Origin of the sequence: Pararobbsia silviterrae, assembly GCF_003628125.1 — a bacterium.
GTDB classification, from domain to species: Bacteria; Pseudomonadota; Gammaproteobacteria; order Burkholderiales; family Burkholderiaceae; genus Pararobbsia; species Pararobbsia silviterrae.
In genome coordinates this window covers 359555-372518 of the sequence record NZ_RBZU01000003.1, presented here as the reverse complement: position 1 = coordinate 372518, position 12964 = coordinate 359555, and the positions used below count along the sequence as shown (strand labels likewise).

The window sequence follows — 12964 nt, the reverse complement described above, 5'->3', positions numbered from 1 at the left end:
GAGTCCCCGCGACTTCACACTCATCATCGATCCATAACAGGACCAGGAATGGCAAAAATCATTGTGGTGACTTCGGGCAAGGGCGGTGTCGGCAAGACCACGACGAGCGCGAGCTTTGCGTCGGGCCTCGCGCTGCGCGGCGCGAAGACCGCGGTCATCGATTTCGACGTCGGCCTGCGCAATCTCGACCTGATCATGGGCTGCGAGCGCCGGGTCGTGTACGACCTGATCAACGTGATCCAGGGCGAAGCGAACCTGAACCAGGCGCTGATCAAGGACAAGAAGTGCGAGAACCTCTACATCCTTCCCGCGTCGCAGACGCGTGACAAGGATGCGCTGACGCTCGACGGCGTCGGCAAGATCATCGAAGACCTGATCGGCATGGGCTTCGAATACATCGTCTGCGACTCGCCCGCCGGCATCGAATCGGGCGCGCTGATGGCGATGCATTTCGCCGACGAAGCGCTGATCGTGACGAACCCCGAAGTGTCGTCGGTGCGCGACTCGGACCGGATCCTCGGCATCCTCGCGTCGAAGACCAAACGCGCGATCGAGGGCAAGGACCCGATCAAGGAACACCTGCTGATCACGCGCTACAACCCGAAGCGCGTCGTCGAAGGCGAGATGCTTTCGCTCGGCGATATCCAGGAGATCCTGCGTATCGATCTGATCGGCGTGATTCCCGAATCGGAATCGGTGCTTCACGCATCGAACCAGGGTGTGCCCGCGATTCATATCGACAACTCGGACGTCTCGGAGTCGTACAAGGACGTCGTGACGCGTTTCCTCGGCGAACAAAAGCCGATGCGCTTCACCGACTATCAGAAGCCCGGGTTGCTGTCGCGCATCTTCGGCGGCAAGTAAGGGGGGCGTATGTCGATACTTTCATTTTTGCTGGGCGAGAAAAAGAAGTCGGCGACGGTCGCCAAAGAGCGTCTGCAATTGATCATCGCGCACGAACGCGCGGGCAATACGAGCGCCGATTATCTGCCGGCCTTGCAGCGCGAGCTCGTCGCGGTGATCTCGAAGTACGTGAAGATCTCGAACGATGACATTCGCGTGTCGCTCGAGCGGCAGGACAATCTCGAAGTGCTCGAAGTCAAGATCGAGATTCCGCAGGCCTAGCATTCGTAACGAAACGTTAGTCCGATCACGGCGATCGAGACCGGCGAGCGATTGTTTGCACACGATTTTTCGGATTGTGTGCCCAAGCGTCGCAATAATCGCTCACAAAGCCGGGGCCCGCGTAATAGTCGGGCTGTCGGCCGCCGCGAGCGTTCACACATTAAATGGACACCCCCGTCGAAGACGGATTCAAGTCCAAGTGGAGAACGCTCATGAAAAAGCTCATCGTGCTGACGGCTGCCGTGGTCCTCGCCTCGCTGCTCAGCGGATGCATCGTCGTGCCGGCCGGCGGCGGGTATTACTATCGCCCCGGTCCCGGCTACTACTATCGGTGAGCGTGATGCCGCGCCTCAATGCGGAGGCTGTTCGGGCGCCGTGCTTGCATGCGGATCGGATTCCGGTTCGGGCTCCGGCGCGGGTGCGGGCTCGGGGCGGACGTGGGCCGATGCCGCATAGCGTTCGGACAGCGCTTCGTAGAGCGGCGGCGCGAAGAACCGGGAGATCCGGCTCGAGATCAACGCGGTCGCCATCAGCGAAATCACGAGTGCGTGACCGTTGATCATTTCCATGACGATCACGAACGCGGTGATCGGCGACTGCGTGACGCCGGCGAGATAGCCGACCATCGCGAGACCCACGAGCATCGGCAACGACATCGAGCTGAACAGTGTGTGCAGCACGTTGCCGATGCCCGCGCCGATCGACAGCGACGGCGCGAAGATGCCGCCCGGGATGCCGGGCAGATACGAGCCGATCATCGAGGCGAACTTGAGGACCGGATAGAACATCGACAACGCGTGGCCGCCGTCGAGCAGGTCGCGCGCTTCCGTATACCCGCTGCCGAACGTCGCACCGCCCGCGACGATGCCCACGATCGCGACGATCAGACCGCAGAGCGCCGCGAAGCGCACGGGCTGGTCGGCGCGCATGCGCTGAAGCGGCTCGGGTATCCAGCGCCGCGTGTTGAGCAGCAGCCAGCAGAACAACCCGCCCGCGATCCCCGTCACGATGGCGGTGACGACGACCGCGACGGCCATCGTGCGCGGGAACGGACCCGCGACGTTCAGCGTGCCGAAGTACGTGTAATTGCCGTTGATACCGAGCGCGACGATGCCCGCGAAGACGACGGCCGTGATGACCACGCCGCTTGCGCGCGCCTCGAAGCTGCGGCTCAGTTCCTCGATCGCGAAGACGATGCCCGCGAGCGGCGTATTGAACGCGGCCGACAGCCCCGCGGCCGCGCCCGCGAGCGCGAGTTGCCGATCGATGAGCGGATTCGCGCGCGGATAGAGCCGGCGCAGATTGAACATGATCGCCGCGCCGACCTGAACCGTCGGTCCTTCACGGCCGATCGTCATGCCGCCGAGGATCGCGATGAACGAGATCGCGATCTTGCCGGCCGCGATCCAGAGCGAGAGCAGGCGTTCTCCCATCGTCCGGCCGCCGACTTGCAGCGTCGCGATGACTTGCGGGATGCCGCTGCCTTCGGCGCCGTTGAAGAAGCGTCGCGTGAGCCAGACCGAGGCCGCGCATGCCGCGGGCGTGATGAGCAGCGGAAGCCAGAAGTGCGTGTGTGCGACGCGCAGGAACAGATCGAAGCCGAAATCGATGAGGCGTGCATAAAGCACGGCGACGAGGCCGACGACGATCGCGCCGACCCAGAACACGCCGTATTTGCGCGTCAGCCTGCGTGCGTGGCGATAGGTGCGTCCCTGGAAATACTGAATGCGCTCGAACATCGGTCTATGCGTCTTGGCAAAGCCCGATTATAGAGCGCGACCTTAAACGCTTTCTTCAGAGCCCCCGTTTCAGAGCACCAGTTCCGGCAGGAATAATGCGGCGAGCACGATCAGCACGGCGCCGATATCGACGAGCAGCGCACGCACGCATACGCCGAAGATCGTCAAATGCTGAGAGCGTAATGCGACGATAAGCGTGCCGAGCAAAGCGAGCGCGATCATCGTCACGATATCGGCATTGGTCAGGTGGGGAAGCATCATGTCGGTGCCCTCTCGAAAGCACGTTATGCGTATGCGCCGTTCGAACGGCGCTTGCCTGATCCTGTTCGTGTCTCAAGTATAGAGGGACAAAATGCCGATCAAAAATATAGGCAAACCCGTGTGTCCTAAGGATTTTCCCTCGGTTCAAGCGCTAGGGCGGGGACGACAATTCGCGGTTTATTTACAAGTCATGTAATTATGTTAGATTCCCGCCACGACCATTCATAAGACAATAAACCAGATGAACTGGGATCCCGTCGGCGGTGCAAATGCGGCGGTCTGGCTGGCGATCGTGCTGGGTTTGCAGGTCTTGATCGTCTTGCTATACCGATGGGCGAACGGTGCGTTGCCGGGGCTCAAGCCGTTTCTGATCAGTGCGTTGTTGTCCCTTGCCGGCGCGATGATTCGCGTGACGGTGCACCCGGGCGCCGATGCGTGGCAATCGGCGCTGGCGGTCGTCGGCGGCCTCGCGCTGATCGTCGCCCCCTGTTTCCTCTATCGCGCACAGCACGAACTCCAGCGTCGCAGCGAGTCCGTCGTGCCGCTGCCGATGGCGACGCTCATCGTCGTCGCGATCTATCTGTTCTTCGCGCGGATCGGCGATCACGCCGCGCGCGATCTCGTCGTCGATGCATGGCGTGTCGTCGTGCTGAGTCTGTGCGCGTGGCAGGCGCGATTCTTCCGGCGCGTCAGCGAGCGGCATCCCGCGTTGCCGGGTGTCGCGGCGGTGGCCTCGCTGCTGCCGGCGGGCGGCTCGGTCTGTCATGCGTTGCGCGTGATGCTCGACGTGTTCGAGCGTTCTCCGAGATGGCTGACGATGCTCACGCAACCGGGCTCGGCGGCCGTGTTCGAGGCCGTGACGGGTACGTTGCTGACGTTTGTGTTCGTGGCGGCCGCGACGTGCGCGATTCGCGACCGTTATCTCGAACAGGCGCGCGCGTTCGCCGATCAGGCCGAGCGCGATCCGTTGACCAATCTGATCAATCGCCGCGGTCTCGAACAGCGGCTCGACCGGCTCGCGCAGACGCATCATCGGACCGTCGGCGTGCTCGTCGTCGACGTCGATCACTTCAAGAAGATCAACGATCGCTTCGGTCATCTGATCGGCGATCAGGTGTTGCAGAAGATCGCGCTGCGTTTGCTCGCGACCGTGCGCCCCGGCGACTTCGTGTGCCGCTTCGGCGGCGAGGAGTTCGTCGTCGTCGTGCCGTGCCGCGAGATCGACGACGTCCATGCCGCGGCCAAGCGGCTCAGGCATGCGATCGGCGGCGAAGCGTTCGAGGCCGGCGACGATGCGGTGTCGATCACGATCTCCATCGGTCTCGCATTCGGCCGGCTCGAAGACGCCGATTTGCTGCTGCGCGACGCCGACGAACGCGTGCTCCGCGCGAAGCATGTCGGCCGCAACACGATCGTGCTGCCGAACGATGAAGGGCCGATCCGGGGCTTTATCGCGACGGCCGAGATCGAGGAACAGACCGATCTGTTCGATTGGTTCGATTCGGATACCGACGATCTGTTCGGGACCCACGAAGCGCCGGTCTGAGCGCGCGTTCAAACGTCGGTTTGCGTGCGCCGCGTCGGGCGGCCGCGTCCTTGTGTCTTCGTGTCTTCGTGTCTTCGTGGCGAGGCGCGCCGCTAGTTCGAGTCGCCGCCGTCCTGCTGTGGCGCGGCGAGCGACTGGAGCTGGAAATGGCCGTCCGTGTTGAACAGCCATCCTTCCATGAGTTCGACCTGCCCCGCCGCGTTGAGCACCGTGGACGGCGGAGGCGGCAGCGGCGCCGAGCGGCGCAGCGTCGTGATCGCCTCGTGTTCGGCGGCGTCGTCGCCGTTCGTGCGGAAGACCGACGAACGCAGGATCTTGCCGTTTCGATCGACGACGAACGTCACGACGACGACCGAGCGGAGCATCGCCTGGGGCCGCCCGGGCGTGATCTCGTCGGCATTGACCGTTTCGATGTGCTGTGCGACTTGGGTCTTGTAGTCGTCCGCGCGGATCTGCTTGGCTTTTTCGGGGCCGAGATAGAGCGATTGAATAAACGTCTTGGCCGCCGGGGGCTCGGTGCATCCGCCGAGGCACGACGCGATCACCGCGAGCGCCGCGAGGGCGATCGCGATCGGGCAAGACGGGACGATGCGGCGGGCCATGTCCATCGTGAGCATCCGGGATGGGACCGTGCTTCGATCATAGTCAATGCAGCCGCCCGATGCCGTGTCGTCGGCATCGGTGTTTGCGCTACGCCGGCCGGTCATGGCCTTCGAAAGACGCCGAGCCTGCGGGCCCCCAACGACGATTCGACCAACGACCAACGACCGTTCGGCAATCGACGGCGGTCGCCGTCGAATCGCCTTGCGCGGCAGGCGCGTCGTCCGCGCTGCCGCATTGTCGCTGGGATGTTACTGGAGCTGCGTGGCCGGATGCGACGGTCCCGACGGGACGGCCGACGCCGAAGCGGCTTCGGGTGCCGTGGCCGCGGGTGCCGGGGCGGCCCCGGCCTGGAGCAGCACGTCCTTGTAGGGGAACGGCGGCATGCCGTTGCAGATCGCGTCGAACATGATCGAGCCGACCGTGCCGGGCATCACGGGGCGCAGGTCGAGCGGCGCGTCGGGCGCGGTCCAGCTCGATACGCCGTCGCCGTCGCCCTCGGCGCCGCCGAATGCGATGAACTGATCCATGCCGATCGTGCCGTGATCGCAGTCCGCCACGACGTGTTCCTTGTACGAGCGGAACGTGAACGATTCGGCCGTCGCGACGGGCGTTGGGTACGAGAACAGGAACCAGGCCGAGGCCGGCGGCGGCGGGCTTTCGAAGAACGACTCGACGAGGTTCTTGTGCACGGGCCGGGGCACGTGACCCTCGGACTGCATGCTCACGCGGACGTTGAGTCGGGGAATCTGCGCGATCGTGACCCATGACGCGAACACCGCGCCCGCGGGCAGCGCGAGCGTGAGGGCGAGCGCCGCGACGAGGCGGGCGGGGACGCCGCGCAGGGCGTGGCGATAAAGGGACGTCGGTTGCGATTTCATGCGGCGGACCGTTTGAGGGTACGAATGACGAGCATCGGGTGCACGGAACGGGCGCGCGCGCGGGCCGGAACGCCATCGCGCAGCACGGACCCACTATCCGATATCACCAGTATCGGCGATCGGCGACGGATTCTAGGCGTTGAATAGACGGGGAAAAGGGCGGCTGATTCGGGCCGATGGGGGCGGAGAAAAGCCAGTTGTGCGGGTGCGACGCTGCGAATGCCGCATGCAGCGGCGATTTTCGTGCCGTATGATCAAAAAAAGACGGCTAGCGCACGAGGCAGGTATGACGCACGACTTCGCAACCTTGGTCGATACGCTGAAGAGTGTCGGCGTGACCGAACAGGAACTGATCGAGCTCCGACGCGCGATGAACGACGACGCGTCGCACGTTGAACGGCATCGGACGATCGGTCCGAAGGTCGCCGGCTGGATCGGCACGCTGATCCACCGCGCCTCGACCGAATCGTGGGAGGTCTCGCCCGAGGCCGCGAGCGAGCTGCTGACGACCGAGATCGGCGGATATTACGGTCTGAACAAGACGCAGGCGGGTTAGGCGGTCATGGACGCCACTCCGGTTCGCGCATCGGCGGTTGCGTGGCGCTTCGGCCGCGGTTTAGCCGTGACTGAGTGGCGGCTGAGTGATCGCTAAATGATGGCTAAATGATGGTTTAGCGGTGTCCGGCGCGCGCACGCGCCGCGTCGGTGATATTCGCCCTCGGTCCGGGCAAGCACAGCGAGAGCGCGCCGCCCACGGCGAGCAGTCCGACGTTGCAGGCGAGCGCGACACTGAACGCGTGGCCGAATGCGGCCGCGTCGCGACTTTCACCGAGTTCGCTATAGAACACGGTGCCCACCACGGCGACGCCGAGCGCCGACGCGATTTGAAACGTGGAAATCACGATTCCCGAGGCCAGTCCGGCATGCTTCGGCGCGATGCCGCCGACGATCGCCTTGATGACGGACGGCATGACGGTGCCGAATCCGAGTCCGGCGAGGGCGAGGCCGATCTGGAGATGGACCGCGACGAGGTGCGAGACGGCGAGGGCGGCCAAGCCGAAGCCGACGACCTGAAGCGCGAAGCCCAGTGTCAGCGCGCGCGTGCCGAGCCGATCCATGACCTTCGCGGACGCGAGCGACGCAATGAAATAGCCGACGGCGTAGGGCAAGGTCGCCAGACCGGCGTCGAGCGGCGTCAGATGCAGGCCACCCTGCAGATAGACCGAGAACGTCAGATAGAACGACGACAGCGTGTAGAGCGCGAACGCCATGGCGACGCCGACCGCGAAGCCGGGTTCGCCGAACAGCGCGAGATCGACGAGCGGCGAACCGCCGCGCGCCGCGAGACGGCGTTCGAATCGGACGAACAGCGCGAACGCGCCCGGCGCGGCCACGAGCATCGCGACGAGCCATGCCGGCCAGCCGGTCTCCCTGCCTTCGACGAGCGGATAGACGAGCAGGCCCAGCGTGCACGAGAGCAGCGCCACGCCGCCGACGTCGAGACGCTGCGCGTGATCCGCGCGCGAGTCGCGCAAGAATGCGAGGCCGCCGGCGAACGCGACGAGGCCGATCGGCACGTTGACGAGAAAGATCGCTTGCCAGCTCAGGCCCCATGGGCGGAGCGAGACGAGCGCGCCGCCGAGCACCTGCCCGCAGATATTGGCCAGGCCGAACGTCGCGCCGTAGAGCGCGAACGCGCGCGTGTGTTCGGCGGGCGGGAACAGCACGCGGATCGATGCGAGCACCTGCGGCGCCATGATCGTTGCCGTCAGTCCCTGGAGGATGCGCGCGGCGATCAGCGCCCGCGCGGACGGCGCCAGGCCGCAGAGAACCGACGCGAGCGTAAAACCCGCGACGCCCGTGACGAACATCCGTTTGCGGCCGAATAGATCGCCCAGGCGCCCGCCCGTGATCAGGAACACGGCATAGGTGGCCGCATAGGCCGAGATGATGAATTCGATCTCGCCCGGCGTGGCGTCGAGACTGCGTCCGATTGCCGGCAAGGCGAGATTGACCACGTTGAAATCGAGAATCGGCAGAAAGGCGCCCGTGAGCAGAACCGCAAGGGCGATCCATCGCCTGGGGTCGGCGACGTGCGTAGCGACGTGCATATCGATGTGTGCGGCGACGGGCGTATCGACGTGCGTATCGACGTGCGTATTGGCGTGTGCCGTGGCGTGCGCGTCGGCGAAGCCGTCCTGCGAGGTTTTTTCGAGCGGGGTCATCGTGGGTCCTTCGATGGAGCGCGCCGCCGATCGCGGGTCCGGCCGCGTGGCCGTCGATGCGAAAGCGCGGCATGTGAGGCGCACTATGAAGGACCGTTGACCATAACTCAATCGGATGGTTGAATATATCAGTGATAACACATTGGGATGATCGAGATGGTGATGCTCGATGTCGACGCGGTGCGTGCGTTCACGCTGGTGGCGGACTTTCAGAGCTTCACGCGCGCGGCGGAGGCGATGGACACGTCGCAGGCCGCAATCAGCGTGAAGCTCAAGCGGCTTGAGGATCGGCTCGGTCATAAACTGATCGAGCGAACCCCGCGGCGCGTGCGTTTGTCGGCGCGCGGTGCGGCGTTTCTGGAGGCGGCGCGCGAGTTTGTCGCGGCGCATGAGCGCGCGGTCGCCGAACTCACGGGAAGTCCGCGGCGGTTTGCGCTCGGGATCAGCGAGCACGTGGCCGGGCCGGATCTGCCGGTGTTGCTCGCGCGCTTGCATGGATTCGATCCGTCGCTGCTGATCGAGGTGCGGATCGAGTCGTCGCGTCAGTTGCTCGACGCGTTCGAGAGCGGCGCGCTGGATGCCGTGATCGTGCGGCGCGACGACGACCGTCGAAGTGGCGAGGTGCTGGCGCTCGAGCCGCTCGGCTGGTTTGCGTCGCCGGGGTTCGTGCATCGGGCGGGGGCGCCGGTTCGGCTCGCGTCGATGTCGGCGGCGTGCGGCATCCGTGCGATGGCGACGCGCAAGCTCGACGCGGCGGGACTCGCGTGGACCGAGGTGTTTATCGGCGGGGGCGTGGCGGCGGTCGCGGCCGCGGTGTCGGCGGGGCTGGCTGTCGGCGCGTTCGCGCATCGGGTCGCGCCGCTCGGCGTCGTCGAGGTCGGCGCGCAGCTCGGATTGCCCGCGCTGCCTTCATCGGAGATCGTGCTGCATTCGAGTCTGTCGGATCCGAAGTCGCGCGAGGCGCTGCGCACGATTGCCGCCGCATATCGCGAGCATCGGAAGTCGGGGCAATAGGCGGGTGCGAGCAGGGGCCGTCGCTCGGATTGATCCGCGGACGCACATGCTTGGGATTTTTAACGTGCGAGCGTCTGATACATTTTGGCGCCGTGGGTCGCATGGATATCATCCGCATCACGGCATCACGGCATCACGGCATCACGGCATCACGGCATCACGGCGGCCGGCACCGCATCGAAGAAACGTCCTTTCCCCGAGCGCGGTATCGGGGCTCGTAGAACACGCAGGGAATCGATGAAGACGATCTTGATCACGGGCTTCGAGCCGTTCGGCGACGATGCCGTCAATCCTTCCTGGGAAGCCGCGCTGCGTGTCGACGGCGAGCGCATGGGCGACGCGACGATCGTCGCGCGCCGATTGCCGTGCGTGGTCGGCACGGTACAGGCGGCGTTGATTGCCGCGATCGAGGAGACGAATCCGGACGTCGTCATCGGCGTGGGACTCGCCGCGGGCCGCGCCGATATCTCGATCGAGCGTATCGCGATCAATATCGTCGACGCGCGCATCCCCGATAACGCGGGACATCAACCGATCGACGAGCCTGTCATCGAGGAAGGACCGGCGGCGTACTTTTCGGCGCTGCCGATCAAGGCGATCGCGCGCGATCTGCGCGAGGCGGGTATTCCGGCCTCGATCTCGCAGACCGCGGGCACGTATGTGTGCAACGCGATGTTTTATGCGCTGCGGCACTACATCGCGACCGCGCGGCCGGCCTTGCGCGGCGGGTTCGTCCATGTGCCGCTTTCGACGGAGATGGCGGCGCGCTATCCGGGTCAGCCGACGCTGCCGCTCGACACGCTCGCGGCCGCGCTGCGCGTGATGGCCGCGACCGTGGCGACCGCGAGCGGCGATATCAAGCTCGGAGCCGGGACGATCGCGTAGGCCGTGGGCGCCGCCCTTACCCGACCGTATAGTCCGCCGCGTTCGACACCCATCCCTTTTCGATGAAATCCTTGCGCGGCGGCGAGAACACATCGATCAACAGATGACGTCCGGCGCCGACGCCTTCGGTCGTGTGGATCAGTTGGACCGGAATCGCGATCATCGAGGCCGGACCGGCCGCGAGATGTGCGTCCTCGCGCCATTGATTGGCGTCCGGTCCCCATTGCACGCGCAGATGGTGGACGAAGTGACCGTCGATCGCGAGCGAGCCCTGTTCGAAGTTCGTATGGCTGTGCGGGCTGAGCTTCGAGCGATCGCGTGCGTCGTGATACTCGACCCAATTGATGCTGAGCGTGTCCGTCTGCAGCATTTTCAGGCGCGGCTTGTCGGCGGGCGGCGTGATCGCGTCGATGTCGATCACACGCAAGGTGTCGACGCCGTCGGCGCGCCGATACCCGGCCTCGCTGCCGATGATGCGCGCATCGGGCGACGCGTAGTCGGCGTCGTTCAATGCGGCGCCGTCACCCAGATCGGGGCGCGACGACGCGATCAGCACGGCGCGGCCGGCTGGCGCGACGTCGAGGGTCACGCGTCCGGCCGGCACGATGACGACGCTGCGTCCGCGGATCACGTGTTCGTGCCCGTCGTCGAGCCGCAGCGTGGCGCCTTCGCCGGCGTCGGGCAGCAGCACCATCATTTCATGCGCGCTCTTCGCGACGAACGGGGTGCCGGCGCCTTCGAGCCATTGCACGAAGAAGTTTTGTCCGCGTGCGACCGTGCCGTTCGCGAGATCGTAGACGGCTGTCTCGCGAACGCCGGTATCCGTGGGGTGAGTCATTGAAATCTCCAGATTGAATTCAGTCGCGGCGCGGGCTCGGACGCCCGAGCATGTCGGTGCGGCCCGATATCGCGTAGCGATCGCCGTCGAGGCGCGTCAACGGCTCGGCGCGCAGGGTGTCGAAATGTCCGTGAGCATCGACGAGGCGTTCGTCGAGATGGACGCCGACGACGCGTCCGAGCACGACGTGGCTGGTCGTGTCGCCTTCGACGATCGGTTCGATCTCGATGATGCGCAGGACCTTGCATTCCATCGAGGCCGGCGACGCCTTGACCCGAGGCGGCCGGACCTTGAGGCTCGGCGCCTTCTCGAGTCCCGCGAGTTCGAATTCGTCGACGCCGTAGGGCGCGTTGAACGAACTCAGATTCATCGCCTCGCGGAGCTCCCACGTGACGAGGTTCGTCACGAATTCGCCCGTGCTGCGCACGTTCGCGATGGTGTCCTTCTCGGCGCGGTCCGCGGGCGTGTTGCACGAGAACATGACGACGGCCGGCGCCGTCGACACCAGGTTGAAATGCGAGAACGGCGCGAGGTTGGTTTGCCCGTGCGCGTTGATCGTGCTGATCCAGCCGATCGGACGGGGTGCGACGATCGCGTTGAACAGCGTACGTTTGAAGCCGGGCGTGGCGAGCGGATCGAGAAACATCGCGTGTCTGTCCTTGAGCTTCAGGCGCGTACGCCGCCCTTGACGAAGACCTTCTTGCCGGTCTCGTACAGCACCGCATGCCGTTCGCGTTCGTCGAGCAGACGCGTGGCGTCGAGCATGCGTTGAACCATGTCCTTGTAGGTCCCCGACGACGTGCCGATGTCCGATCCCCACATGATGCGATCGGCGCCGAACATGTCGACCGCTGCGCGCAAGGCCTGATCGGCCGGCGTGTGCGTTTCGCGGTAGATGTCGAGATTGATCGACGTGAACTTGAAGAAGATATTGGGTTCGGCCGCGAGCGGCGCGAAGCGCGCGTCAAAGCCGAAGTTCTCGTCTTCGACCTCGGGCTCGAGCATATGGTCGAGCACGACGCGCACGTTCGCGTAGCGCCGCGCCAGTTCGATGATCGTGGGGACCGACGGACCGCCGCCGCCGATCGCGAGCACTTCGAGATCCATCACGATGCCGTGGTCGTTCGCGACGGCCCATGTATCGAGCGCGCGTTCGGAATTGAGCCAGGGCATCGTGCCGTCGAGCTCGCGGCCGCCGAACAGACGCACGCCGCACAGACCGTTCTTTTCGATGTACGAACGCACGAGCGTCGGCGTCTGCGCATCCTCCGCGTCGAGAATCACGACTGCCGAGAAGATCTCGGGGTAGGCATCCGACGAGTCGAGGATATAGCTGTTGTCGTAGCGATAGATCATGCGTTTCTGGACCGCGACGGCGCCCTCGACGTTTTCGTCGCGCATCCACGGCAGCATGCGCGAGACGTCGGGGACTTCGTTGTGCGGATTCGCGCCGTGCGCGCCGCCGGGCAGACCGATGACGCCGGGCAATCGCGGCGGCGCATTGGCCGCGCGTTTCATCGGGTTGCGCGGATAGCGTTGCTGGTCGTCGGCGACGAGGTGGGCGTGCGAGTCGAACAGCCGGATGCTGCGTTGAGGGGATGAGGAAGCGGGTGCCAAAACCAGGGGTCTCCAATAACGAATCCTTGAGCACGCCCATGCGCGCGGGCTCATCGATGCCGGCCCGTCGATGGGTGCCCGTCGACGTGTGCTCGTTGCTGCGAGCCGATCGACGCGAGCCCGACAGGCGGGGAATGCCTCGCATGATTTCACGTTGCGCGACCCGCAACCAAGCCTCTCGGCGGGACTTTTCGGCAGGCGGAATCGAGTTTGGAATCGAGTACGGAATCGGA

The 12964-nt window shown here is 65.1% G+C and carries 15 protein-coding genes; 7 read left to right on the top strand and 8 right to left on the bottom strand.

From position 1 onward, the window contains the following. Positions 1-48 precede the first annotated feature (48 nt). From minD to D7S86_RS30410, 3 genes are all read left to right on the top strand, one after another. Positions 49-864 (top strand): septum site-determining protein MinD, encoded by an 816-nt coding sequence (gene minD, locus D7S86_RS09815; RefSeq protein ID WP_121085834.1) that lies wholly within the window; start codon positions 49-51, stop codon positions 862-864. Positions 865-873: 9 nt separating this feature from the next. Continuing rightward, positions 874-1125 carry a cell division topological specificity factor MinE gene (gene minE, locus D7S86_RS09810; RefSeq protein ID WP_121085832.1) on the top strand — a complete coding sequence of 84 codons (252 nt, stop codon included), beginning with the start codon at positions 874-876 and terminating at the stop codon, positions 1123-1125. A 212-nt stretch (positions 1126-1337) separates the two neighbouring features. Further along, positions 1338-1460 carry a hypothetical protein gene (locus D7S86_RS30410; RefSeq protein WP_276313334.1) on the top strand — a complete coding sequence of 41 codons (123 nt, stop codon included), beginning with the start codon at positions 1338-1340 and terminating at the stop codon, positions 1458-1460. 15 nt (positions 1461-1475) lie between these two features. On the opposite strand, the gene D7S86_RS09805 is transcribed toward D7S86_RS30410, so the two are convergent. Both D7S86_RS09805 and D7S86_RS09800 read right to left on the bottom strand, forming a co-directional pair. Next, entirely contained in the window at positions 1476-2864 is a 1389-nt protein-coding gene (locus D7S86_RS09805; RefSeq protein ID WP_121085830.1) for a chloride channel protein, read from the bottom strand. Between the two features lie 69 nt (positions 2865-2933). Beyond that, complete coding sequence (locus D7S86_RS09800; RefSeq protein ID WP_240648067.1) at positions 2934-3125, bottom strand: hypothetical protein; 192 nt, start codon at positions 3123-3125, stop codon at positions 2934-2936. Between the two features lie 241 nt (positions 3126-3366). Between D7S86_RS09800 and D7S86_RS09795 the strand changes: the two genes are divergently transcribed. Next, entirely contained in the window at positions 3367-4671 is a 1305-nt protein-coding gene (locus tag D7S86_RS09795) for a GGDEF domain-containing protein (protein ID WP_121085828.1), read from the top strand. Positions 4672-4763: 92 nt separating this feature from the next. Here D7S86_RS09795 and D7S86_RS09790 read toward each other — a convergent pair whose 3' ends face one another. Both D7S86_RS09790 and D7S86_RS09785 read right to left on the bottom strand, forming a co-directional pair. Then, entirely contained in the window at positions 4764-5279 is a 516-nt protein-coding gene (locus tag D7S86_RS09790; protein ID WP_240648066.1) for a TonB family protein, read from the bottom strand. Between the two features lie 243 nt (positions 5280-5522). Next, positions 5523-6152 (bottom strand): surface-adhesin E family protein, encoded by a 630-nt coding sequence (locus D7S86_RS09785; protein WP_121085824.1) that lies wholly within the window; start codon positions 6150-6152, stop codon positions 5523-5525. A 286-nt stretch (positions 6153-6438) separates the two neighbouring features. Between D7S86_RS09785 and D7S86_RS09780 the strand changes: the two genes are divergently transcribed. Beyond that, entirely contained in the window at positions 6439-6708 is a 270-nt protein-coding gene (locus D7S86_RS09780) for a hypothetical protein (protein ID WP_121085822.1), read from the top strand. A gap of 115 nt (positions 6709-6823) precedes the next feature. Here D7S86_RS09780 and D7S86_RS09775 read toward each other — a convergent pair whose 3' ends face one another. Continuing rightward, positions 6824-8377, bottom strand: coding sequence for an MFS transporter (locus tag D7S86_RS09775; protein WP_240648065.1), 1554 nt, complete (start codon positions 8375-8377; stop codon positions 6824-6826). 156 nt (positions 8378-8533) lie between these two features. Between D7S86_RS09775 and D7S86_RS09770 the strand changes: the two genes are divergently transcribed. Then, a complete protein-coding gene (locus D7S86_RS09770; RefSeq protein WP_121086114.1) occupies positions 8534-9391 on the top strand; it encodes a LysR family transcriptional regulator in 858 nt (285 codons plus the stop codon). 237 nt (positions 9392-9628) lie between these two features. Next, positions 9629-10276 carry a pyroglutamyl-peptidase I gene (gene pcp, locus D7S86_RS09765; protein ID WP_121085820.1) on the top strand — a complete coding sequence of 216 codons (648 nt, stop codon included), beginning with the start codon at positions 9629-9631 and terminating at the stop codon, positions 10274-10276. Positions 10277-10292: 16 nt separating this feature from the next. Here the strand turns inward: pcp and D7S86_RS09760 are convergent, their stop codons facing one another. From D7S86_RS09760 to D7S86_RS09750, 3 genes are read right to left on the bottom strand one after another with little or no spacing between them, the layout of a single operon-like run. Further along, complete coding sequence (locus tag D7S86_RS09760) at positions 10293-11114, bottom strand: cupin domain-containing protein (protein ID WP_121085818.1); 822 nt, start codon at positions 11112-11114, stop codon at positions 10293-10295. 19 nt (positions 11115-11133) lie between these two features. Further along, entirely contained in the window at positions 11134-11760 is a 627-nt protein-coding gene (locus tag D7S86_RS09755) for a flavin reductase family protein (RefSeq protein WP_121085816.1), read from the bottom strand. Positions 11761-11780: 20 nt separating this feature from the next. Then, the gene (locus tag D7S86_RS09750) at positions 11781-12731 is read right to left on the bottom strand and encodes an amidohydrolase family protein (RefSeq protein ID WP_240648064.1); all 951 of its coding nucleotides are present in this window, start codon (positions 12729-12731) and stop codon (positions 11781-11783) included. Positions 12732-12964 lie beyond the last annotated feature (233 nt).

Bases quoted from the DNA above. Each gene is read 5' to 3' on its own strand.
- D7S86_RS09755 (WP_121085816.1), bottom strand. From the start codon at position 11,760: ATGTTTCTCGATCCGCTCGCCACGCCCGGCTTCAAACGTACGCTGTTC.
- minD (WP_121085834.1), top strand. From the start codon at position 49: ATGGCAAAAATCATTGTGGTGACTTCGGGCAAGGGCGGTGTCGGCAAG.
- D7S86_RS30410 (WP_276313334.1), top strand. From the start codon at position 1,338: ATGAAAAAGCTCATCGTGCTGACGGCTGCCGTGGTCCTCGCCTCGCTG.
- D7S86_RS09800 (WP_240648067.1), bottom strand. From the start codon at position 3,125: ATGATGCTTCCCCACCTGACCAATGCCGATATCGTGACGATGATCGCG.
- D7S86_RS09780 (WP_121085822.1), top strand. From the start codon at position 6,439: ATGACGCACGACTTCGCAACCTTGGTCGATACGCTGAAGAGTGTCGGC.
- pcp (WP_121085820.1), top strand. From the start codon at position 9,629: ATGAAGACGATCTTGATCACGGGCTTCGAGCCGTTCGGCGACGATGCC.
- D7S86_RS09775 (WP_240648065.1), bottom strand. From the start codon at position 8,377: ATGACCCCGCTCGAAAAAACCTCGCAGGACGGCTTCGCCGACGCGCAC.
- D7S86_RS09805 (WP_121085830.1), bottom strand. From the start codon at position 2,864: ATGTTCGAGCGCATTCAGTATTTCCAGGGACGCACCTATCGCCACGCA.
- D7S86_RS09770 (WP_121086114.1), top strand. From the start codon at position 8,534: ATGGTGATGCTCGATGTCGACGCGGTGCGTGCGTTCACGCTGGTGGCG.
- D7S86_RS09790 (WP_240648066.1), bottom strand. From the start codon at position 5,279: ATGGACATGGCCCGCCGCATCGTCCCGTCTTGCCCGATCGCGATCGCC.
- D7S86_RS09760 (WP_121085818.1), bottom strand. From the start codon at position 11,114: ATGACTCACCCCACGGATACCGGCGTTCGCGAGACAGCCGTCTACGAT.
- D7S86_RS09795 (WP_121085828.1), top strand. From the start codon at position 3,367: ATGAACTGGGATCCCGTCGGCGGTGCAAATGCGGCGGTCTGGCTGGCG.
- minE (WP_121085832.1), top strand. From the start codon at position 874: ATGTCGATACTTTCATTTTTGCTGGGCGAGAAAAAGAAGTCGGCGACG.
- D7S86_RS09785 (WP_121085824.1), bottom strand. From the start codon at position 6,152: ATGAAATCGCAACCGACGTCCCTTTATCGCCACGCCCTGCGCGGCGTC.